The 19,521-nt window shown below is 69.0% G+C and carries 17 protein-coding genes; 8 read left to right on the plus strand and 9 right to left on the minus strand.

Going from position 1 to position 19,521, the window contains the following annotated elements; all coding sequences use genetic code 11:
• Window positions 1-35 precede the first annotated feature (35 nt).
• The 3 genes from ACAM26_RS08365 to ACAM26_RS08375 all read right to left on the minus strand — a co-directional run bounded on the left by ACAM26_RS08365 (window position 36) and on the right by ACAM26_RS08375 (window position 5,730).
• Window positions 36-2,549 (minus strand): glycogen/starch/alpha-glucan phosphorylase, encoded by a 2,514-nt coding sequence (locus tag ACAM26_RS08365; protein ID WP_369613423.1) that lies wholly within the window; start codon window positions 2,547-2,549, stop codon window positions 36-38.
• Window positions 2,550-2,623: 74 nt separating this feature from the next.
• Window positions 2,624-5,008 (minus strand): phosphoketolase, encoded by a 2,385-nt coding sequence (locus ACAM26_RS08370; RefSeq protein WP_123139774.1) that lies wholly within the window; start codon window positions 5,006-5,008, stop codon window positions 2,624-2,626.
• Window positions 5,009-5,226: 218 nt separating this feature from the next.
• The gene (locus ACAM26_RS08375; RefSeq protein ID WP_369613424.1) at window positions 5,227-5,730 is read right to left on the minus strand and encodes an HMA2 domain-containing protein; all 504 of its coding nucleotides are present in this window, start codon (window positions 5,728-5,730) and stop codon (window positions 5,227-5,229) included.
• 266 nt (window positions 5,731-5,996) lie between these two features.
• On the opposite strand from ACAM26_RS08375, the gene ACAM26_RS08380 reads away from it, so the two are divergent.
• From ACAM26_RS08380 to ACAM26_RS08400, 5 genes are all read left to right on the plus strand, one after another.
• On the plus strand, window positions 5,997-6,737 hold the full coding sequence (locus tag ACAM26_RS08380) for a hypothetical protein (RefSeq protein WP_148040264.1): 741 nt from the start codon (window positions 5,997-5,999) through the stop codon (window positions 6,735-6,737).
• Window positions 6,734-7,081, plus strand: coding sequence for a magnetosome protein MamC (locus tag ACAM26_RS08385; RefSeq protein ID WP_132230531.1), 348 nt, complete (start codon window positions 6,734-6,736; stop codon window positions 7,079-7,081). The genes ACAM26_RS08380 and ACAM26_RS08385 overlap by 4 nt, the downstream gene beginning before the upstream one ends.
• On the plus strand, window positions 7,074-7,250 hold the full coding sequence (locus ACAM26_RS08390) for a hypothetical protein (protein WP_062276597.1): 177 nt from the start codon (window positions 7,074-7,076) through the stop codon (window positions 7,248-7,250). Before ACAM26_RS08385 ends, ACAM26_RS08390 begins: the two co-directional genes overlap by 8 nt.
• Window positions 7,247-7,672, plus strand: coding sequence for a hypothetical protein (locus ACAM26_RS08395; protein ID WP_123139771.1), 426 nt, complete (start codon window positions 7,247-7,249; stop codon window positions 7,670-7,672). The genes ACAM26_RS08390 and ACAM26_RS08395 overlap by 4 nt, the downstream gene beginning before the upstream one ends.
• A gap of 73 nt (window positions 7,673-7,745) precedes the next feature.
• Window positions 7,746-9,884, plus strand: a complete 2,139-nt coding sequence (locus ACAM26_RS08400) for a heavy metal translocating P-type ATPase (protein WP_123139770.1) — start codon at window positions 7,746-7,748, stop codon at window positions 9,882-9,884.
• 8 nt (window positions 9,885-9,892) lie between these two features.
• Here ACAM26_RS08400 and ACAM26_RS08405 read toward each other — a convergent pair whose 3' ends face one another.
• Entirely contained in the window at window positions 9,893-10,243 is a 351-nt protein-coding gene (locus ACAM26_RS08405; protein ID WP_005220313.1) for a cupin domain-containing protein, read from the minus strand.
• Between the two features lie 310 nt (window positions 10,244-10,553).
• On the opposite strand from ACAM26_RS08405, the gene ACAM26_RS08410 reads away from it, so the two are divergent.
• Window positions 10,554-10,907: an HMA2 domain-containing protein gene (locus ACAM26_RS08410; protein ID WP_123139769.1), complete on the plus strand. Its 354-nt coding sequence runs from the start codon at window positions 10,554-10,556 to the stop codon at window positions 10,905-10,907.
• Between the two features lie 105 nt (window positions 10,908-11,012).
• Here the strand turns inward: ACAM26_RS08410 and ACAM26_RS08415 are convergent, their stop codons facing one another.
• From ACAM26_RS08415 to ACAM26_RS08425, 3 genes are read right to left on the minus strand one after another with little or no spacing between them, the layout of a single operon-like run.
• On the minus strand, window positions 11,013-11,960 hold the full coding sequence (locus ACAM26_RS08415) for a DUF3298 domain-containing protein (RefSeq protein WP_369613425.1): 948 nt from the start codon (window positions 11,958-11,960) through the stop codon (window positions 11,013-11,015).
• Complete coding sequence (locus ACAM26_RS08420) at window positions 11,957-13,189, minus strand: EAL and HDOD domain-containing protein (protein ID WP_369613426.1); 1,233 nt, start codon at window positions 13,187-13,189, stop codon at window positions 11,957-11,959. Before ACAM26_RS08420 ends, ACAM26_RS08415 begins: the two co-directional genes overlap by 4 nt.
• Window positions 13,189-13,527, minus strand: coding sequence for an Hpt domain-containing protein (locus ACAM26_RS08425; protein ID WP_123139900.1), 339 nt, complete (start codon window positions 13,525-13,527; stop codon window positions 13,189-13,191). The genes ACAM26_RS08420 and ACAM26_RS08425 overlap by 1 nt, the downstream gene beginning before the upstream one ends.
• Before the next feature lie 115 nt (window positions 13,528-13,642).
• Here ACAM26_RS08425 and ACAM26_RS08430 point away from each other — a divergent pair, with 115 nt between their 5' ends.
• Both ACAM26_RS08430 and ACAM26_RS08435 read left to right on the plus strand, forming a co-directional pair.
• Complete coding sequence (locus tag ACAM26_RS08430; protein WP_369613427.1) at window positions 13,643-15,736, plus strand: putative bifunctional diguanylate cyclase/phosphodiesterase; 2,094 nt, start codon at window positions 13,643-13,645, stop codon at window positions 15,734-15,736.
• Window positions 15,736-18,144 (plus strand): ATP-binding protein, encoded by a 2,409-nt coding sequence (locus ACAM26_RS08435; protein ID WP_369613428.1) that lies wholly within the window; start codon window positions 15,736-15,738, stop codon window positions 18,142-18,144. The genes ACAM26_RS08430 and ACAM26_RS08435 overlap by 1 nt, the downstream gene beginning before the upstream one ends.
• Window positions 18,145-18,178: 34 nt before the next feature.
• Here the strand turns inward: ACAM26_RS08435 and ACAM26_RS08440 are convergent, their stop codons facing one another.
• Together ACAM26_RS08440 and ACAM26_RS08445 are read right to left on the minus strand one after the other, a co-directional pair.
• Complete coding sequence (locus ACAM26_RS08440) at window positions 18,179-18,835, minus strand: thiol:disulfide interchange protein DsbA/DsbL (RefSeq protein ID WP_123143062.1); 657 nt, start codon at window positions 18,833-18,835, stop codon at window positions 18,179-18,181.
• A gap of 84 nt (window positions 18,836-18,919) precedes the next feature.
• Window positions 18,920-19,429 carry a disulfide bond formation protein B gene (locus ACAM26_RS08445; RefSeq protein WP_369613429.1) on the minus strand — a complete coding sequence of 170 codons (510 nt, stop codon included), beginning with the start codon at window positions 19,427-19,429 and terminating at the stop codon, window positions 18,920-18,922.
• Window positions 19,430-19,521 lie beyond the last annotated feature (92 nt).

Genomic DNA, 19,521 nt, shown 5'->3' on the forward strand with positions numbered 1-19,521 from the left:
GTGACAAGCGTCACATTTCGTGGCCGGATGAGTGGTCAGCGCGTCGTCTCCGCCCCGCTCTCCACCGGCAATGGCTCGACCGCCCAGATCCGCTCGGCATATTCGCGGATGGCGCGGTCGGAGGAGAAGCGGCCCATGCGCGCGACGTTGAGGATCGACATCCGCGTCCAGCGTGCGGGGTCGCGGTAGGCGCTGCTGACATGCTCCTGGGCCTCGACATAGGCGCGATAGTCGGCCAGCACCATGAAGGGGTCGTGGTTGACCAGCTGGTCGGTGAGCGGGCGAAACAGGCTGGTGTCGCCGTGCGAGAACAGCCCCGAGTTGATCAGGTCGATATCGGCGCGTAGTTCCGGGTCGTTGCGATAGTACTCCCAGGGGTGGTAACCCTCGGCCTGGCGGTGCGCCACGGTCTCGGCGTCCATGCCGAAGAGGAAGAAGTTGTCCTCGCCGACGGCGCGACGGATCTCGATGTTGGCGCCGTCGAGGGTGCCGATGGTCAGTGCCCCGTTCATCGAGAACTTCATGTTGCCCGTCCCCGAGGCCTCCTTGCCGGCCAGCGAGATCTGCTCGGAGAGGTCGGCGGCGGGGTAGAGTCGCTGACCGTTCTTGACGTTGAAGTCGGGCATGAAGGCGACGCGGATGGTGCCGTTGACCTCGGGGTCGTGGTTGATCACCTCGGCCACGGCGTTGACCAGCTTGATCAGCAGCTTGGCGGCGAAGTAGCCGGGTGCGGCCTTGCCGCCGAAGATGAAGGCGCGCGGCACCAGGTCGTGATCGGGGTCCTGCTTGATGCGCTGGTAGGTGCGGATGATGTGCAGCACGTTGAGGTGCTGGCGCTTGTACTCGTGGATGCGCTTGGCCTGGACGTCGAAGAGCTGCACCGGGTCGAGGTCGACCCCGGTGCGCGCGGCCATCCAGTCGGCCAGATCGCGCTTGGCGGCGGTCTTGATCTCGCGCCAGCGGGCCTGGAAGGTGGGGTCGTCGGCGTATTCCTCGAGTCGGCGCAGCTGCTCGAGGTCGCGCGCCCAGCCAGTGCCGCCGCAGACCTCGCTGATCAGCCGCCCCAGCCGCGGGTTGCTGACCATGATGAAACGTCGCGGCGAGACCCCGTTGGTGACGTTGGTGAAGCGCTCGGGCCAGAGGTCGTGGAAGTCGCGCAGGATGGTGGTGCGCACCAGCTCCGAGTGCAGCTCCGCCACCCCGTTGACCTGATGGCTGCCGACCACCGCGAGGTGCGCCATGCGCACTCGGCGCTCGCCGTCCTCGCCGATCAACGACATCCGCGCCACCCGCGCGTCGTCGGCGAAGAAGCGCACCCGCACCTGATCGAGAAAGCGCTGATTGATCTCGTAGATGATCTCCAGATGGCGCGGCAGCAGCCGTTCGAGCAGTGCCACCGGCCAGGTCTCGAGGGCCTCGGGCAGCAGCGTGTGGTTGGTGTAGCAGAAGGTGCGGTGAGTGATCCCCCAGGCCTGCTCCCAGTCCATCCCGTGCTCGTCGAGCAACAGCCGCATCAGCTCGGCGATGGCCAGCGCCGGGTGGGTGTCGTTGAGCTGGGCGACGAACTTCTGATCGAACTGCTCGATCGGTCCGACGGTGTTGAGGTGCAGCCGGATCATGTCCTGGATCGAGCAGGAGACGAAGAAGTATTGCTGCTTGAGCCGCAACTCCTTGCCCGCCTCGGGCTCGTCGTTGGGGTAGAGGATCTTGGAGATGGTCTCGGCCTCGATCTTGGCGTGCACCGCGCCGTAGTAGTCGCCGATGTTGAAGGCCTGGAAGTCGAGCGACTCGGCCGCCTCCGATTTCCACAGCCGCAACAGGTTCACGTTGTCGGTGCCGAAGCCGAGGATCGGGGTGTCGTAGGCGACCCCCTGGATCACCATCGCCGGTACCCAGCGGGTGCGCCACTGGTCATCGGCGTCGCGATAGCGCTCGGTGTGCCCGCCGTAGCAGACCGGGAAGCAGATCTTCGGTCGCGGGATCTCCCAGGGGTTGCCGTTGCGCAGCCAGTTGTCGCTGACCTCGACCTGCCAGCCGTCCTCGATGCGCTGGTCGAAGATGCCGAACTCGTAGCGGATGCCATAGCCGATGGCGGGGATGCGCAGGGTTGCGAGCGAGTCCATGAAGCAGGCGGCCAGCCGTCCCAGCCCACCATTGCCGAGTCCCGGCTCCTCCTCCTCCTCGAGTACCGCGGTGAAGTCGAGTTCGAGTTCCTCGGCCGCCTCGCGCGCCGCCTGGGTGATGCCGAGGTTGATCAGCGTCTTGGCCAGGTGCGGACCGAGCAGGTACTCGGCCGAGAGGTAGCAGACGGTGCGCGCATGGCTCGACTTGAACAGCTGCGCCGAACGCACCCAGCGCTCGAGCAGTCGGTCGCGCGCGGTGTAGGCCGCGGCCATGTAGAGGTCATGGGGGGTGGCGACCTCGCGAAAGCGTCCCTGGATGAAGAACAGGTTGTCGATATAGGCCTGTTTCAGCGCCTCCTTCGACATCCCGGTGCGGGTCGGCTCGCGGGGCTCGCAGGGTGACTCGGGTCGTTGCGCCTTGCTCATCGGTGACGCCTCAGTGTGGGGAGAGGGGAGATGCGTCGGGGCGGGGCGCGTGAACGCGCCCCGGTCGGATCAGATCAATAGGGCCAAGTCCAGTCGTCGACCTCGGGCTTGTCGACGCCGTGCTCGAAGGCGTAGTTGCGACACTCGATCTGCATGTCGCGCAGCCGCTCCTTGACGTGGGCGCCGGCCACCTGCAGCCGCGGTACCCGATCGATGGCGTCGATGGCGAGGCTGAAGCGGTCGATCTCGTTGTTGATCGCCAGCTCCAGCGGGGTGTTGATGTTGCCCTTCTCCTTGTAGCCGCGCACGTGCAGGTTCCTGTGGTTGGTGCGACGGTAGGCGAGACGGTGGATCAGCCAGGGATAGCCGTGGAAGTTGAAGATCACCGGCCGATCCTTGGTGAACAGGCTGTCGAAATCGGCATCGTTGAGCCCGTGGGGGTGTTCGCCGGCCGGTTGCAGACGGAACAGGTCGACGACGTTGATGAAGCGGATGCGGATGTCGGCGAAGTGCTCGCGCAGCAGCGCGGTGGCCGCCAGCGCCTCCTTGGTGGGGATGTCGCCGCAGCCGACCATCACCAGGTCGGGTTCGCCGCCCTGGTCGTTGCTCGCCCACTCCCAGATGCCGATGCCCTTGGTGCAGTGCTTGATGGCCGCGTCCATGTCCAGGTACTGCAGATGGTTCTGCTTGTCGGCGACGATCACGTTGATGTCGTCGCGGCTGCGCAGGCAGTGGTCGACGGTCGAGAGCAGGGTGTTGACGTCCGGGGGCAGGTAGATCCGCGTGACCTCGGGGTTCTTGTTGACCACCACGTCGAGGAAGCCCGGGTCCTGGTGGGTGAAGCCGTTGTGGTCCTGGCGCCAGACGGTGGAGGTGATCAGCAGGTTGAGCGAGGAGACACGGGCGCGCCAGGGGATGTCCTCGCAGATCGACAGCCACTTGGCATGCTGGTTGTACATGCTGTCGATGACGTGGACGAAGGCCTCGTAGGTGGCGAAGAAACCGTGCCGCCCGGTGAGGATATAGCCCTCGTACCAACCCTCGAGGGTGTGCTCCGAGAGCATCTCCAGCACCCGGCCATCGGGTGAGAGTTCACCGCCGTCGGCGTCCTCCTCGCGGTAGTCGCACAGCCACAGCTTCTTGCTCACCTCGTAGATGGCGTCGAGCTTGTTGGAGGTGTTCTCGTCCGGGCCGAAGACACGGAAGTTGTCGGTGTTGCGCGCCATCACGTCGCGCAGCATCGCCCCCAGGGGGCGGGTGTTCATCGCCCGCTCGGTGGCCGGACGGCTGATCGGCTGGGCGTAGTCGCGGAAGTCGGGCAGGCGCAGCGCACGTCGCAGCAGGCCGCCGTTGGCATGGGGGCTGGCGCTCATGCGCATCTCGCCCCGGGGCGCGAGTGCCTTGAGCTCGGGGCGCAGCCGGCCCTGCTCGTCGAACAGCTCCTCGGGTTGGTAGCTGCGCATCCACGCCTCGAGCTGTTCGAGATGGGCGGGATTGCCGTGCATCCCCGAGAGCGGCACCTGATGGGCGCGCCAGAAACCCTCGACGCGCTTGCCGTCGACCGTCTTCGGACCGGTCCAGCCCTTGGGGGTGCGCAGCACGATCATCGGCCAGTGGCAGCGGTTGGCCTGGCCGCTCTCGCGTGCCTGCTGCTGGAAGCCGCGGATCTCGGCGAGGCAGCGATCGAGCGTCTCGGCCATGCGCTGATGCATCTCCATCGGGTCGTCGCCCTCGACGAAGTGCGGGGTCCAGCCGTAGCCGCGCATCAGGTTGCTCAGTTCCTCGTTGGGGATGCGCGAGAGCAGGGTGGGGTTGTTGATCTTGTAGCCGTTGAGATGAAGGATCGGCAGCACCGCGCCGTCGCGGATCGGGTTGAGATACTTGCTCGAGTGCCAGGAGGTGGCCAGCGGCCCGGTCTCGGCCTCGCCGTCGCCGACGGCGACCGCCACCAACAGATCCGGGTTGTCGAAGGCCGCGCCGAAGGCGTGCGAGATCGAGTAGCCGAGCTCGCCGCCCTCGTGGATCGAGCCGGGGGTCTCGGGCGTGCAGTGCGAGCCGATGCCGCCGGGGAAGGAGAACTGCTTGAAGAAGGCGCGCAGACCTTCCTCATCCTCGCTCTTGTTGGGATAGACCTCGGAGTAGGTGCCCTCGAGATAGACCGGGGCGAGCACCCCGGGGGCGCCGTGACCCGGGCCGGCGAGAAAGATGGCGCGCTGGTCGTAGGCATTGATGATGCGGTTGAGATGGACGTACATGAACGACAGTCCGGGACTCGCGCCCCAATGACCGAGCAGGCGCTGCTTGAGATGTTCCTCGCGCAGCGGTTCGCGCAGCAGCGGGTTGTCCCGCAGATAGATCATGCCGACGGCCAGGTAGTTGCAGGCGCGCCAGTAGGCGTCGATCCGCTTCAAAAGCTCTGGGGACAGGTTCGCGTCAGGATGCGCGACGGGGGTGACCATTGCAGACTCCTCAATCGGTGATTGCGTGAGTTCAGGTGATCACGATAGTCGATGGTCGGGGGGAAGGCCAGACAGGATGGCCGAGTGGGGTCAGGTGGGTGCGTGATGGCGCCATGGCGCCGCGACATCACCGGGCCTCGTCAAGGTCATATGGCAATGCGCTGAATATTAAGTTTTTATGGCATCGCCATCCGGGCGTGTGAGCGGTGTCGGCTCGGTCAGTGACGCAGCGGCGAGAGCGCCGTGACCATCAGGGTACGAATGCGCGCGCGCGTACGCTCCTGCCAGCAGCGCCACACGTCGGCCATGATCCAGCGCGCCGCCCTGAGCTTGAGCCGGCACAGCGGGCAGTCGGCACGCGAGCGCCGGCGCTGTACGCGCTGGGGGTGCGCCCTGTTCCACTTTGGCGTTTTTCGTATAGGATGGACCAGAGGAGCGGCCGCCGGAGGACGCGATTGATGGATCAATGGAGTCAGTGTCGAGAGGATGGTGCTCGCCGCCAGTGGCTGGGACGCATGATGTCGCACCACCAGGCTGGCGCAGGCCGGATTGCTGCGTACGCCCTCCACCCCGGGCAGGGCGCGCAGCGCCTTGACCAGCGCCGTCGCCGCAGCGGGTTCGGCGAGCAGCAGCGGCACGCGCAGCCGCACGCGCCCCGGCACCTGATGACAGATCGAGACCGGGGGCAGCTGCCCCTGGCGTGCTGCGGGTACGGACGGCATCGCTGGTTCCTCCGGGGGATACTCCAACCATCTCCAGACCCTCCGAGTCTAACCGCGCCCCGCTCTCCATGCAAACGTAAATCGTTATTGTTTACGACGGGCGGCTGCGTTAACTTTATTCTCCAGTCGGGACCGTCCGCCGTGGCAGTGCGGTGCCCCCACCGCTGCGGTCTCGATCGAGCGGTCCGTGCATCGCGAGGTCGAGGACGACGATGAGCACCGTCTCGAGTGCGGTGCCGCAACCCATCCATCCAAGCGGAGTCACCATGAGCGAACACAAGTCAGAGGCGCAGGCGCGACCGGATATGCCCGGAGGCGGCCAGGAGGGCGCGCAGGCCTGGCAGGCCGAGGGCTGCGACAGCGCTGCGGGCCAGGGTGTCCAGGGCGCCGGCGTACCCTGGTCGGCGCAGGGCCAGGAGCCAGGCATGGGCATGCACCCCGGCCAGCAGCAGGCCCCGCAGCCGGCCTGGGGCGCGCCGTCGCCGGGCGTCGCCGCGGCCCAGCCCCAGGGACCACAGACCGCGCAGGGTGGATATGGGCCTCAGGCCGGTGGCCAGCCGCAATGGATGCCGGGGATGATGCCGCCGCAGCAGCCGTATCCGGGACAGCCGTACCCGGGGGCGCAGCCGCCGCAGTACGGCTATCAGCCCGGTGGCATGCCGCCTGGGGCCATGCCCTATCAGGGCGCGCCGTACCAGGGTGGGCAGCCCGAGTGGGCCGGTCATGGCGCGGCGCCGGGTGGTTATCCCCCGGGGGCCGGTGCGCACCAGGGGTTCGGTGCCCAGCACGGCGCCGGCGCCGGGGTGGCGGAACTGGTCGATGAGCTGGCCAATGGTGGCAACGGACTCAACAGCCTCTCCAAGCTGATCGACTTCAATGACACCGACTTCTGGAAGGGCGCGCTGCTCGGTGCCGCCGCCGTGTTGGTGTTCACCAACGGCTCGGTCCAGCGCACCCTCTTCGGTGGCGACAAGGGTCAGGGTGGTGGCGAGGAGCAGAAGGCATGAGCCAGCCTCCCGTTTTCTGGCCGGGCACGGCGCCCACGGCCCCGGCGATCAGCAGCGATTGCGGGTCGTTGGTGCGGCTCGCCACCCTCGGTGCGGTGATCGGCGGCAGTCTCGCCGCGGCCCGTCAGGTCGATCGCATCCAGGCCGGCGAGCAGCTTCCCAACCTGGCCCTGGTCGAGACCGGCAAGAGCGCGGTGGCCGCGGGTGTGGCCACCGCTGCGGCCGGCGCCGTGGCCTCCACCGTCGCCGATCAGGGGGCGCTGCGGCTCGGGCTGATGTTCCTGGCCGGGTCGGCGGTCTTCTACGGGCTGCGTCAATGGACCGATGGGGATATGCATGACTGATCAACGTCAACGTCATCAGCACGGGGTCACGAAGAACATCGCCGAGGGCATCGGCGGTTTGATCACCGGCGCGGCACTGGTGATGTTGCTGCGTGGCCTGGTCAAGGCGCGCGGCAACCGGCAACCGGCACCGAACAACGCACGACCGACCACAGGAGACTCGGCATGAGCAATCAATACGGCTATCCAGGGCAGGGCGCCCAGGGCCAACCGGGGGGTGCCCCCCAGGGACAGGCCCAGGGTGGGCAGTATCAGCAGTATCACCAGGGCCAGGGTGCGGCTCTTCCGCCTCAGGGACAGGCCTATTACTACCAGGGCTATCATGCGCCCATGGCGATGCAGCAGCCCCAGTGGAACCCCCAGAACCAGCAGGGCACGCTGGCGACGCTGTCGCGTGACCGCTTCCTCAAGGGGCTGGTGATCGGCGCCGCTGCGACCTATCTGCTCACCAACGAGCAGGTGCAGCGCACGGCGATCAACGGCATGGTACGCGCCTGGGCGATGGTCCAGGGCGGGGTCGAGGAGATCAAGGAGCGTTTCGGCGACGCCGAGGCCGAGCTGCGGCACGCCTCGCAGCGTCAGGATCCCTGAGCGTCACCCTCTCCCCCAGCCCACGTGGGCGGGTGCGTCCGCCCGCCCACGCCCAGTTCAGGACCCTGATCTCGTGACCCCTTCCTTGCCCGCGCTGCGCTATCGCGTCGTTCACCAGCTGCCCGGTCGGTTGCGGCTGCGTCTCCCCGCCCTCGGCGCCCCCGGTTATGCACCGGACACCCTTGAACTCTGGCTCGATGCCCTGCCCGAGGTGCGCGAGGTGCGTACCGGGGTGGCGACGGGTTCGCTGGTGATCGAGTTCACGCCCACGCCCGAGGCGCGGGCTCGCGTCATCGAGCGGCTGCGCGCCTATGTGCCCCATGTCGGTCACGACGCGCTGCCGGTGTCCGCCGGCGAGCCGGACTCGGGGCTGGCGCCGGTGGCGACCTCGTTGTTGGCGCTGGCGCTGCTGCCGCTGTTGCCGCCGGGCTGGCGGTTGGCGCTGGCGGTGACCAGTGCCGCGCCGACGCTGGCGCGCGGGGTCGACACCCTGGTCAACGAAGGGGTCAAGGTCGAGGTGCTCGATGCCGTGGCGGTAGGGCTCTCGGCGGCGCGTGGCGAGGTCTATGCCGCCACCGTCACCGACCTGCTGCTGCGTCTCGGCGCCTATCTCGAGGAGCGCACCGCGCGTCGCTCCGATCGCATGCTGGCGCGGCTGCTGCGCCCGGACCCCGCGCCGGCCTGGGTCGAGCGCGACGGTGAGCTGGTGCGCGTGCCCGGCGATCAGGTCGAGGTCGGCGAGATCGTTCAGGTCGGGCCGGGGGAGCGCATCGCGGTCGACGGTCGGGTGATCGATGGGGTGGCGCTGGTCGATCAGTCGGCGGTCACCGGCGAGGACGTGCCGGTGCGCAAGTCGGTCTACCGACGGGTGATCTGCGGCTCGGTGCTGGTCGAGGGGCGGCTGCGCATCGAGGCCACCCAGGTCGGCGCCGAGACCACCTCGGCGCGGGTGGCGCGCTTCATCGGCGATGCGCTCACCAAGCGCTCGGTCACCCAGAGCGAGGCCGACCGGCTCGCCGATCAGCGCGTGGCGCTGACCCTGGGCACGGGGGCGGCGGTCTATGCCGCCACCCGCGACCTGCGTCGGGTGCAGTCGGTGTTCCTGGTCGATTATGCCTGCGCGCTCAAGCTCGGCACCCCGGTGGCGATCAAGTCGGGGATGGCGCGTGCGGCGGGCAATGGGGTGCTGATGCGTGGTGGCGAGGCGATCGAGCAGCTCGCCGGGGTCGATACCCTGGTGTTCGACAAGACCGGCACCCTGACCCACAGCGAGCTGGCGGTCACCGATGTCGAGGTGCTCGCCACCCACCCGGGTTGCGACGAGTGTGACCTGCTCGCGCTGGTCGCCTCGATCGAGGAGCACGCCTCGCACCCGATCGCCAGCGCCGTGGTCGACGCCGCACAGGCGCGCGGACTCGAGCACATCAGCCACGGCGAGGTCGACTATCTGGTCGCCCACGGGCTCTCGGCCGATGTCGCCGGGGGGCGGATCATGATCGGCAGCCGTCACTATCTCGAGGAGCACGAGGGCATCGACTTCTCGCCCTTCGAGCCGCGTATCTCGAGCTTCCACGACGCCGGCAAGATCCTGCTCTTCGTCGCCAACCGCGAGGGCCCGGTCGGGCTGATCGCGCTGCGCGACACGCTGCGCCCCGAGACCCCGGAGACGCTGGCGCGGCTGCGTGCGCTCGGCATCGAGCGGCTGGTGATGATCAGCGGCGACCGCCGCAGCAAGGCCGAGGCGTTGGGTCGCGAGCTCGGTTTCGACGCGGTGCACGCCGAGGTCGCGCCCGAGGACAAGGCGGCGATCCTGATGCGCCTGCAGGATGCCGGGGCCAAGGTCGCCTTCGTCGGCGACGGGGTCAACGACGGTCCGGCGCTCGCTGCCGCCGATGTCGGCATCGCCATGCCGCGCGGTGCCGATATCGCCCGCGCCACGGCCGACATCCTGCTCACCGACGATCGGCTCGATGCGGTGGCCGACGCGCGCGCCCTGGCGCTCAGCACCATGCGATTGATCCGCAACAACTTCCGCGCCGCCGTCGGCATCAACACCGCGATCCTGGTCGGCGCGGCGAGCGGTCGGGTCTCGCCCCTGGCCAGCGCGGTGCTGCACAACGGCACCACCCTGGCGGTGCTGCTCAACGCCCTGCGCGGGGTGGACTTCGATGGTGCCGAGGAGCGTCGTCTCGCGCCGCCGGTCGACGACTGAGAGCGGGGTCAGCCGCGCTGCAGGTGTGCGCGTACCGGCGCGCCGAAGAAGGCCAGCACGGTGAGATCCTCCTCGATGTCGAAGAAGGCATGGCTGCAGGCGGCATGCACGTACATCAGCGTGCCCTTCTCGACCAGCCGCACGCTGTCGCCGACCCGCAGTTGCGCGCGTCCCTCGAGCACCAGATAGAGCTCGTCCTCCTCATGGGCGCTGGCCATGTCCTTGGAGCCTGCCGGGAGGTGATAGACCGAGCAGGAGAGCGACGGGGTGCGCAGGAATTCCTTGAAGGCGACACCGTTGCGATCGACGCTCGAGACCAGGTCGTCGAGCTGGAAGAGGAGCCAGTCTGCTTCTTTCATGAAATCGTTCTAACGCTCCGCGAGCTTGAGGTGGAAGAGGGCGGGCCGATCCCGCTGATTCGATCGAAAATAGCAAGGTTGTCGGCAAGAAACAAACGCGCACAACCCTTGCTTAATGCCTGATCGAGAACTATTATCGATAACCGTTCGCGTTTGCGATGGCGTCGGGACGACGACACTCCGACAGGCCGTTGCAGGAGCGCAGCGACGACGCGAGACGGCACGGATTCGGTTGTTCCCGGGCCGGTGGGCGCCGGCGACAGGCCAGGCACATCGATGACCTTCCAGCGACGAGAGTACCGAGGGTTCCATGAGTCACTACATCCATCATGTTCCAGGGCGACTGCGTATCCGCTCGGCGGCACTGCGCTGTCGCTCGCTGCTCGACGGCGAGGCGCAGCGTGAGCTGCAGGCGCTCGAGGGGGTGACCGAGGTGCGCTTCAATCCGCGCGCATCGAGCCTGACCCTGCTCTATGATCCGGCACGCATCGGTCGTGCCCAGCTGCTCGAGGCCCTCGAGCGTCATGGCTGTGTCGAGATCGACTCACGCTCCGGTGAGCTGGCGACCAGGGCCGGCACCCTGTTCGGCAAGGCGCTCGTCGGCGCCTTCGTCAACAAGGCGGTGGAGCGCTCGGCCTACAAGCTGGTGAGCGTGCTGCTCTGATCGCCGCCCCCATCCCGTCCCCGCCGGTCTCGCAATAGCGGCGGGACGGGATGCGGGCGATCGCCTTCGACCCGCGCCATCGCGTCCGGTTCCGGCGCGCCTGACTCAAGGCGCCTGCAGGGGGCGTGCGAGCAGGTCGTCGATCTCGGCATAGGGGATCAGCACCCGTTGTGCGCCGGCGGCATAGGCGGCGACCGCGTAGGGCGGGAAGATCACCGTGAGCCCATCGGGGCCGGGCAGCAACAGTTGATAGTTCTCCGCCACCGGCGCGGTGCCCTGGTTGACCCAGTCGGCATCGGCACCGAGCAGGTCGCGTCCGGCGAGTGCCGCGCGGCTGAGTCGGGCGAGCCGCGCGAGCCAGTCGCTGTCGGCGCGGAAGAGTTCCGCCGGGTCGAGCGCGCGGGCCTCGGACAGATCCAGCAGCAGCGGCGCGAACAGCGGCATGCCGTGCGCCCCGCCGTAATAGGCATAGCCCTCGAACGCGACGACCTGCAGGGTGTCGGTGCGGTGGCCGGCCTCGCCCTCGAGCGCGAACGACCATGCCGGTCCGAGCGGCGGCTCGGGATCGGCCAGGAGTTCCTCGGTGCTGGCGAGGAAGGCATCGACCTGCTCCTGGACGAATGCACGCACCGCGCGGTTGATCGTCTCCGGCGCCCCGGCGAACACCGGATAACTGGCCTCGAGTTGGTAGTGCGGGCCGGTGCGGGTGATCCGTACCCGTGGTGGTGCGAGCGCTTCGATGCGCTGCAGATACTGCGCTCGCAGACAGTCTCGATCCGGGCCGCAGCGGTTGCGCGCGGCGAGCCAGCTGCGCTGGGTCTGGCGCAATGCCTCGCGCTCGGCGGGCGCGAGCCGCTCGCGCGCGGCGCGATAGAGCTCGGCGAGCCGGGCGTCGAGCGCGTCGAGCTCGGCGTCGGCGCAGATGCTGTGCTCGATCGGGGTCGAGGCGCGCTCGCAGTCGAACCCGGCGCCGGCAGCGAGTGTCGGCAGGAGCGCGACACCGAGCAGCGCGGCGGTGCAATGACGCGTCACATCCATTCGATCGTCCTTCATTTCAGTGTGTCGAGCGTCTCGCGCGCCCAGTCGATGGCCTGAATATAGCGGGTCGAGAGCGCCTCGGCGGTGACCGTGAGGTCGTCGGGCAAGGGGGTGTCGGGTTGCTCGAATCCCTCGATGATCTCCAGCGCCAGCCCCATGATCCCCTCATGATTGAACAGGGCCGCGCGCAGCTCCGGTCCCAGTCGCACCTGCTCCACCATCTCCTCGAGCGCGACGCCGAGGAAGCGCTCGACCGCCGAGAGCAGCCCCAGGGTGAAGTAGCGCTGGGGTGCATCACCGGGTGCGAGCACGGGTGCGAGCAACTCGCCCATGCGTGCGCGTATCAGGATCTGCTCGATCGCCACCGGCGAGCCCTGGGTGCGGCGCAGCGTGAGCAGCAGCGCCCAGTGACGAATGGTGTCGCGCCCGAGCACGACGATCGCGTGCTCGACCGACTCGATCGGCTCGCGGCGACGGAAACGGGGGCTGTTGGCGAGCCTGAGGATCTCCAGGCTGAGCGCCGCGTCGCTGGTGATGCTGCGGTTGATCTCGGCCACCGTGGTATCGGGGCGCTGCAGGGTCTCGATCAGGCGCAGCAGCGCGAGCGCCGCGCCGGCCATGCGCTGCCCCTCGATCACGTTGGGGTAGGAGAGATAGAAACCCTGGTAATAATCGAAGCCCAGCGCCCGGCAGCGGGCGAGCGTGGTCTCGTCCTCGATCTTCTCGGCGATCAGGGTGAGCCCGTGGGCGGCGAGCCGGGCGCACTGCGCCTCGAGCTCCGGTGCCGCGGTGGCGCGGGCGTCGAGCTTGACCAGATCGACGGCCTCGAGCGCGTGCGCCGGCAGCGCGCCCGCGCCCGTGCACTGCAGCGCGACCCTGAAGCCCTGGTCCCTGAGCAGACGGATGGCGGCCAGGGTCTGGGGACCGATCCCGGCGCTGACCGACAACTCGAGTACGGTGCGCTCGGCGGGCAGGGCGGCGATCACCTCGCGCCCGATGAAGCGCGGCGAGAGGTTGATGAAGGCGAGCCGGTCACCGACCAGGTTCTCGACGCCGATGTCGACGAAGACGGTACGCAGCAGCTCGGTGGTGGCGCGGTCGCTGTCGTCGATCGCGGCCCTGTCGGTGTGTCCGGCGCGAAACAGCAGCTCGAAGCCGACGATCCCCGCGCTGGCGTCGAAGATCGGCTGGCGACCGACGAAGACCGGGCGCATGGCGCCCGCGCTCTGGAGCGATGTGGGCATCAGGGCGCCTCGCGCAGCGCGCCGAGCGCACGCAGCTCGTCCAGGGTGGCGTTGGCCAGTGGGCGTAATTGCGCGCGGGCCGCGGCGATCGTCTCGGGCTCGCCGGCGCGCGCGGCCTGTTCGAGCGCGCCGGCCGCGCTGGCCAGCATGGTCGCGCCGATGTTGCCGGCGCTGCCCTTGAGGGCATGGGCCAGCGCCCCGCACTCGCTCGGTGAGGCCTGCTCCAGGCGCTCGAGCTGGACGGGGAGCTGTTGGGCGAAGGCGAGCATGATGGCGTCGAGCTCCTCGTCGAGCAGGTCGCGCAGCTCGGCGATCGTCTCGGGGTCGACATGGTGCATGATGATCACCTCGGGCTTGTGGCTGCTGACTGGGTGCCGTTCGAGCCGCGACGGTTTGTATCGGTTGCTCCTGCCTCAACCTTAGATCGCGGGCCATCGGGAGATGGAGGACTAGATGGGGACGCAGGGGGCGGATACGCAGGGGACGGGTGCGCTCGGGCGGGTGTTGGTCGTCGATGACGATGCCCCGACCCGGGGGCTGATCTGTGGCGCGTTGCGCCGCCAGGGGTTCGCCGTCGAGGCCGCCGCCGATGGCGCCCAGGCGCTCGAGTGCTTTGCCCGCATTCAGCCCGATCTGGTGCTGCTCGATGTCTGCATGCCGGGGATGGACGGGCTCGAGGTCTGCCGGCGGATCCGCGCGCTCGAGGTCGAGATCGCCACGCCGGTGATCATGGTCACCGGGGCCGACGAGGTCGAGACCATCGAGGCGGCGCTGGAGGCCGGCGCCACCGATTTCATGGTCAAGCCGATCAACTGGTCGCTGCTGAGCCAGCGGGTCCGTTATGCGCTGCACGCCGGCGCACTCAACCTGCAGGTGCGGCGCAATCGTCAGCACGAGCGGGTGGCGCGCGGCATCGCGCGGCTGACCTTCTGGCAATGGTCGCTGGAGGATGATGCGCTGTCCTGGTCCGATGACGCGGCCGTGTTGCTCGGGGTCGATGCCGGGGCGCTCGAGCGGGTGTCCTCGGTGCTGGCGCTGGTCCACCCCGCCGATCGCCCCCGGCTCGAGCGGATGATGCAGGTGGCGCGCGTCGGCAAGGGCTCCTTCGAGATCGAGTTCCGGCTGTGCGGCGACAATGGCGAGCGGCTGCTGCGGGTGGTCGGCGAGCACTCCGAGCACGACGCCGAGCGGGTGTTGGGCGTGCTCCAGGACGTGACCGAGATGCGCCGCACCGAGGATCTGGTCGACTATCTGTCGCTGCACGACGAGTTGACCGGGCTGGCTAATCGACGGCTGTTCCTGCGCCAGATCGAGCAGGCGCTGCGCCGGGCGGTGGTGACGGGTTCGGTGTTGCTGGTCGGCTGGATCGATGTGGTCGAGTTCCGTCGTCACAACGATGCCCTGGGCGAGCCTGCGGGCGATCTGCTGCTGGGTAGCCTGGCGCAGCGGCTCGAACAGTCCGGCGGGCCGTCGGAGCTTGCGGCCAGGCTTGGTGGCGACGAGTTCGGGGTGCTGCTCTGCGGGGCCGATCTGCCGAGGTTGCAGGCGCGCTTCGCCCGTCTGTTGCATGCGCTGGGGCGGCCCTATCCGATCGATGGGCGCGAGCTGGTGCTCACCCTGAGCGGTGGATTCTGCTGTCATCCAGGTCACGGCGACGACGCCAAGCAGCTGCTCGCGCTCGCCGAGCAGGCGCAGCGTCTGGCGCGGCTGCGTGGCACGCTGAGCGAGGAGGCGCCCTCGGCGCCGCGGTTGCGTCAGGGATTGGCCGAGGCGCTGGAGCTGGAGCAGGCGTTGCACGGCGCGCTCGAGCGCGAGGAGTTCCATCTTCACTACCAACCGCAGCTCGATCTCGAGTCGGGGCAGATCGTCGCGGTCGAGGCGTTGCTGCGCTGGCGCCATCCACGCTGGGGCGATCTCTCGCCGGCGCGCTTCGTGCCGCTGCTCGAGTCGCTCGGGTTGATCCGGCCGGTCGGCGCCTGGGTGCTGGAGCAGGCCTGTCGTCAGTGTGTCGCCTGGGAGGGGACGGGCCTGGGGGTCGCGGTCAACCTCTCGGCGCGTCAGTTCCTCGACCCCGGGCTGTTCACGCTGATCGAGCGGGTGCTCGGCGACACCGGGGTCGACCCCGGTCGTATCGAACTCGAGATCACCGAGCGCCTGGCGATGCAGGAGCCGGAGGCCGCCGTCGAGCTGCTCGGTCGCTGTCGCGCGCTCGGGCTCAAGGTCGCGATCGACGACTTCGGCATCGGTTACTCGTCGCTCGAGTATCTGCAGCACTTCCCGCTCGATGTGCTCAAGATCGATCGCGCCTTCGTCGCCACCGTCACCCGGGGACGGCGGGCGCGGGCGATCGTGCGCGCGGTCACGGTGATGGGGCAGAGCCTGGGGCTGACGGTGATCGCCGAGGGGATCGAGACCCAGCGTCAGTGCGACTTCGTCGAGGCGCTCGGGGTCGATCAGGTGCAGGGCTATCTGATCGGACGACCGATGGCGCCACCTTCGCTCGAAGCGCTGCTGCGCGCCTTCGTGCCGCCCGGCGGAGCGCTGTGATGGCGACCTCCCCGAACGACGAGACCGAGGTGCTCTACGCGCTCGCGGTGGCCATCGGTGAAAGCGTCGATCTCGAGCCCATGGTGCGCCGCTTCCTGGTCAGCATGGTGCGCCTGCTCGAGGGCAGCGGCGCGGCGGTGCTCCAGCTCGAAGAGGTCTCGTCGACGGCGCCGCCGCTGAGCTGCATGCTGCCGCGCAACCTCGCGCGCAACCCCTGCTATGCCGCTTTCTGGGAGCGCTGGACGCCACCGGGGCTGTATCAGGCATTGCGCCAGCAGCCCGGTGGCCTGCCGCTGGTGGCGGTCGATTCGCGCTGTGCACTCCACGCCTTCCGTCTCGAGGGGTTCGGGGTGCTGCTGTTGCTGCGCGGGGCCGATGTCGGCATGCTCTCGACCCGTTTCCAGCGGGCCTTCGTGCCGCTGGTGCGTCGTCTCGCCAATGCCGCACGCGGTTGTCTGTTCGAGACCGAGCTGCGTCATCAGCGCGCGCGCCTGGAGCTGGCGGCGGCCACCGCCGGGCTCGGGGTGTGGGAGTGGCACCCGCAAGGGGACCGACTCGATTGGGATGCGCGCATGCTGGCCCTGCATGGTCTCGACGCGGTCGAGTTCGATGGCCGGGTAGAGACCTGGCTGCGCCGTCTCCACCCGGATGACCGCGCGCGGATGGAGACGGCGTTGCGCGCCTCGTTCGACGAGGCGCGCGACCTCGAGGCCGAGTTCAGGGTGCTGCTGCCCGGCGGCGAGCTGCGTCATCATCGCGTTCAGGCCACCCCCTGCGATCAGGGCGACGGTCGGGCGCCGCGCATGACCGGGGTCGCCATGGACATCACCGCGTGGAAGCGGGTCGAGGCCGAGCTGCGCGAGGCACGCGACATGGCCGAGTCGGCCAACGCGGCGAAGAGTCGCTTCATCGCCAACATGAGCCATGAGATCCGCACCCCGATGAACGGCATCATCGGGATGACCGAGCTGGCCCTCGAGACCGACCTGGATCCGACCCAGCGCGACTATCTCACCATCGTGCGCGCCTCGGCCGGGACCCTGCTGGCGCTGCTCAACGACCTGCTCGACTTCGCCAAGATCGAGGCCGGCCGGGTCGAGCTCGAGCACATCCCCTTCGATCTTGCCGAACTCCTTGCCGGGGCCCTCAAGCCGCTCGGCACACGGGCCGCCGCCAAGGGGGTCGAGCTGGTCCTGGAGCTTGCCCCGACGCTGCCCCGGCGGCGCCTCGGCGATCCGGCGCGGCTGCGCCAGGTGCTGGTCAATCTCTGCGACAACGCGATCAAGTTCACCGCCGCCGGCGAGATCCGGGTCACCCTGGAGCGCCTCTCCTCCGGCCAGGGCGAGTGGGTCGCGCTCGCGGTGGCCGATACCGGGGTCGGCATCCACCCCGACCAGCTCGAGGGGATCTTCGAGGTCTTCGGTCAGGCCGATGTCTCGATCACCCGCCGCTTTGGCGGCACCGGGCTGGGGTTGAGCATCATCTCGCGTCTGGTGGAACTGATGGGGGGGCGGATCACGGTCGACAGCGAGCCGGGTCGGGGGAGCCGTTTCACCGTCGAGTTGCCGTTGTCGCTCGACGAGACCCTCGTCGCCGGAGCCGAGACCGAGGCGTCTCGGTCTCGAGGATGGGCACTGGTGGTCGAGCCGCACCCGCGTGCGCGCCTCACCCTGGTCGACTGGCTCGAGCGGCTGGGGTTGCGTGTGGTGAGTGCCGCTGCGGTCGAGGCCGAGATGCGCGCCCGCGATGCGCGGCCGTTGACCCTGGCGCTGATCGCCGCGCGCGACGGTGGCGTGGCCCTGGCCGAGCGGCTGGTCGAGGCCGGGCTGGTCGAACGTGAGCGGTTGGCGCTGCTCTCCTATGGGCTGCAGGGCGAGGAGGCGCGACGCTGTGCCGCCGCGGGCTTTGCGGTGCTGACCAAACCGGTGAGTCCGGGCGAGGTCGCCGGCTTGCTGCGGGCGTTGGATGGGCCGCGCCCGGCGCCCTCGGGCGCGCCCGGCGGTACGGCGCTGCTCGCCGAGGTGCGGGTGCTGCTGGTCGAGGACAATGTGATCAATCAACGTCTGGCGCGGGCATTGCTGGAGCGCTGGGGGTGTGTGGTCACGCTGGCCGAGCACGGCGCCGAGGCGCTCGAGCGCTTTGCGCCCGGACGTTTCGAGCTGGTGTTGATGGACATGCAGATGCCGGTGCTCGACGGGCTCGCGGCGACGCGCGCGATCCGCGCGCGCGAGTCCGGTGCCGGGCAGCGGGTCGCGATCGTGGCGATGACCGCCAATGCCATGGCGAGCGATCGTGAGGCCTGTCTGGCGGCGGGGATGGATGACCATGTGCCCAAGCCGCTGCGACCGCGCCAGCTGCTCGCGACCCTGCGCGAGCAGCTGCTCGCGGGTGCGCCGGGCGGCGACTAGGGCGCGCCGCCCGGCGCATTCCGCGCCGTCCGGGTCAGCCGGCCAGACCCTGCTCGCGCGTCTGCGCGATCAGGGTCTCGGCGATGCCGAGCAGCTCGCGATAGCTGCTCGCCTCCTTGCCGAGCACGGCATAGCGCCCGGCGACCGTCACCCGCGGCACGGCGTGGATGCGATAGCGCTGCACCAGGCGGTCGCTGCGCGCGATCTTGGCCTGGATGTCGAAGGAGTCGAAGAGCGCGGCGAAGGCGTCGCGATCGAGCCCGCGGGCCTCGACCCAGTCGAGGATGGCATCCGGGCTGTAGAGTCGGCGCCGCTCACGGTGCAGGGCATCGAACACCGCCTGATCGTGCTGTGCGAGGGCCTCAGATGCCTCCAGGGCGTAATAGAGGCGGGCGAGGTTGGCCCAGGCGGTACGCCCGAAGGTGACCGGGACACGGCGGAAGACGACGTCCTCGGGCTGATCTGCGGCCCACTCCTTGACGATCGGGTTGAAGTCGCTGCAGTGCGGGCAGCCGTAGGAGAAGAACTCGAGCACCTCGATCTTGCCCGGGGCATCGCCCGGCTGCGGTGGGTCGATGGGACGCCAGTCCCGCCCCTCGACCAAGGGTGCCGAGCGGGCCGGCAGCGGTGCGGCGAGGGCGCCCAGTGTGCCCATCAGGGTGAGGTTGAAGTGTCTGCGGCTCAGCGGCATCGATCAGGATCTCCAGGGTGGTGGACGGACGTCCGATGCGTCCGCCTTCTGGGTGTCGGGATGTCCGGGAAGCTCCCGGCGCGATCAGTCGCCCCGGTCGGCACGGGCCGAGGGGCGCTGGGCGCTCGCAACGAGCGCCCAGACGGCGGCGATGGCTCCGAGGGCGAAGGCGATCGCCCCCCAGTTGGCCAGCGACAGCCCGAGGATCTGCAGCCCCGGGTCCTCACAGAAACCGGTGGCGAGGAACAGCTCGGGGGCCTGCTGACCCAGCCACTCGACCAGTCGCTCGACGGGGCTGAGTTCGCCGCCGATGCAATTGACCGCGCCGGGCGGCTGCAGTTGCAGCCAGCTCTGGTAGAGCGAACTCCAGAGCCCGCCGAGCGCGCTCGCCACCGTCAGATAACCGAGCACCCGTGCGCCCAGTGCCGCGGCGAGGGCGAACAGCCCGGCGAGGGCGAACAGCAGGCGCTGGAAGATGCACAGATGGCAGGGGTCGAGCAGCAGCCACTCGGTGAGCGCCACGCTGAATGCGGCCACGCCGAGCCCCCCGATCGCCAGGATGTACCAGATCGAGCGGGGCGTGGGGCGAAACATCGCGATGACTCCTCGGCGTGTGAGAAAATGATGCGCTTGGCCGGTCGCGCGGGCGGATCAGTTGTCGTGACCGGGCGCCGAAATCATACCGA

Source organism: Marichromatium sp. PS1 (genome assembly GCF_041155115.1).
Lineage (GTDB): Bacteria > Pseudomonadota > Gammaproteobacteria > Chromatiales > Chromatiaceae > Marichromatium > Marichromatium gracile.

Excerpts from the sequence above, each read along its gene's own strand:
- ACAM26_RS08395 (WP_123139771.1), top strand. The coding sequence starts at position 7,247 with ATGAGCAATCAATACGGCTATCCAGGGCAGGGCGCCCAGGGCCAACCG.
- ACAM26_RS08390 (WP_062276597.1), top strand. The coding sequence starts at position 7,074 with ATGACTGATCAACGTCAACGTCATCAGCACGGGGTCACGAAGAACATC.
- ACAM26_RS08380 (WP_148040264.1), top strand. The coding sequence starts at position 5,997 with ATGAGCGAACACAAGTCAGAGGCGCAGGCGCGACCGGATATGCCCGGA.
- ACAM26_RS08385 (WP_132230531.1), top strand. The coding sequence starts at position 6,734 with ATGAGCCAGCCTCCCGTTTTCTGGCCGGGCACGGCGCCCACGGCCCCG.
- ACAM26_RS08425 (WP_123139900.1), bottom strand. The coding sequence starts at position 13,527 with ATGCACCATGTCGACCCCGAGACGATCGCCGAGCTGCGCGACCTGCTC.
- ACAM26_RS08445 (WP_369613429.1), bottom strand. The coding sequence starts at position 19,429 with ATGTTTCGCCCCACGCCCCGCTCGATCTGGTACATCCTGGCGATCGGG.
- ACAM26_RS08440 (WP_123143062.1), bottom strand. The coding sequence starts at position 18,835 with ATGCCGCTGAGCCGCAGACACTTCAACCTCACCCTGATGGGCACACTG.
- ACAM26_RS08370 (WP_123139774.1), bottom strand. The coding sequence starts at position 5,008 with ATGGTCACCCCCGTCGCGCATCCTGACGCGAACCTGTCCCCAGAGCTT.
- ACAM26_RS08365 (WP_369613423.1), bottom strand. The coding sequence starts at position 2,549 with ATGAGCAAGGCGCAACGACCCGAGTCACCCTGCGAGCCCCGCGAGCCG.
- ACAM26_RS08435 (WP_369613428.1), top strand. The coding sequence starts at position 15,736 with ATGGCGACCTCCCCGAACGACGAGACCGAGGTGCTCTACGCGCTCGCG.
- ACAM26_RS08430 (WP_369613427.1), top strand. The coding sequence starts at position 13,643 with ATGGGGACGCAGGGGGCGGATACGCAGGGGACGGGTGCGCTCGGGCGG.
- ACAM26_RS08420 (WP_369613426.1), bottom strand. The coding sequence starts at position 13,189 with ATGCCCACATCGCTCCAGAGCGCGGGCGCCATGCGCCCGGTCTTCGTC.
- ACAM26_RS08375 (WP_369613424.1), bottom strand. The coding sequence starts at position 5,730 with ATGCCGTCCGTACCCGCAGCACGCCAGGGGCAGCTGCCCCCGGTCTCG.
- ACAM26_RS08405 (WP_005220313.1), bottom strand. The coding sequence starts at position 10,243 with ATGAAAGAAGCAGACTGGCTCCTCTTCCAGCTCGACGACCTGGTCTCG.
- ACAM26_RS08410 (WP_123139769.1), top strand. The coding sequence starts at position 10,554 with ATGAGTCACTACATCCATCATGTTCCAGGGCGACTGCGTATCCGCTCG.
- ACAM26_RS08415 (WP_369613425.1), bottom strand. The coding sequence starts at position 11,960 with ATGAAGGACGATCGAATGGATGTGACGCGTCATTGCACCGCCGCGCTG.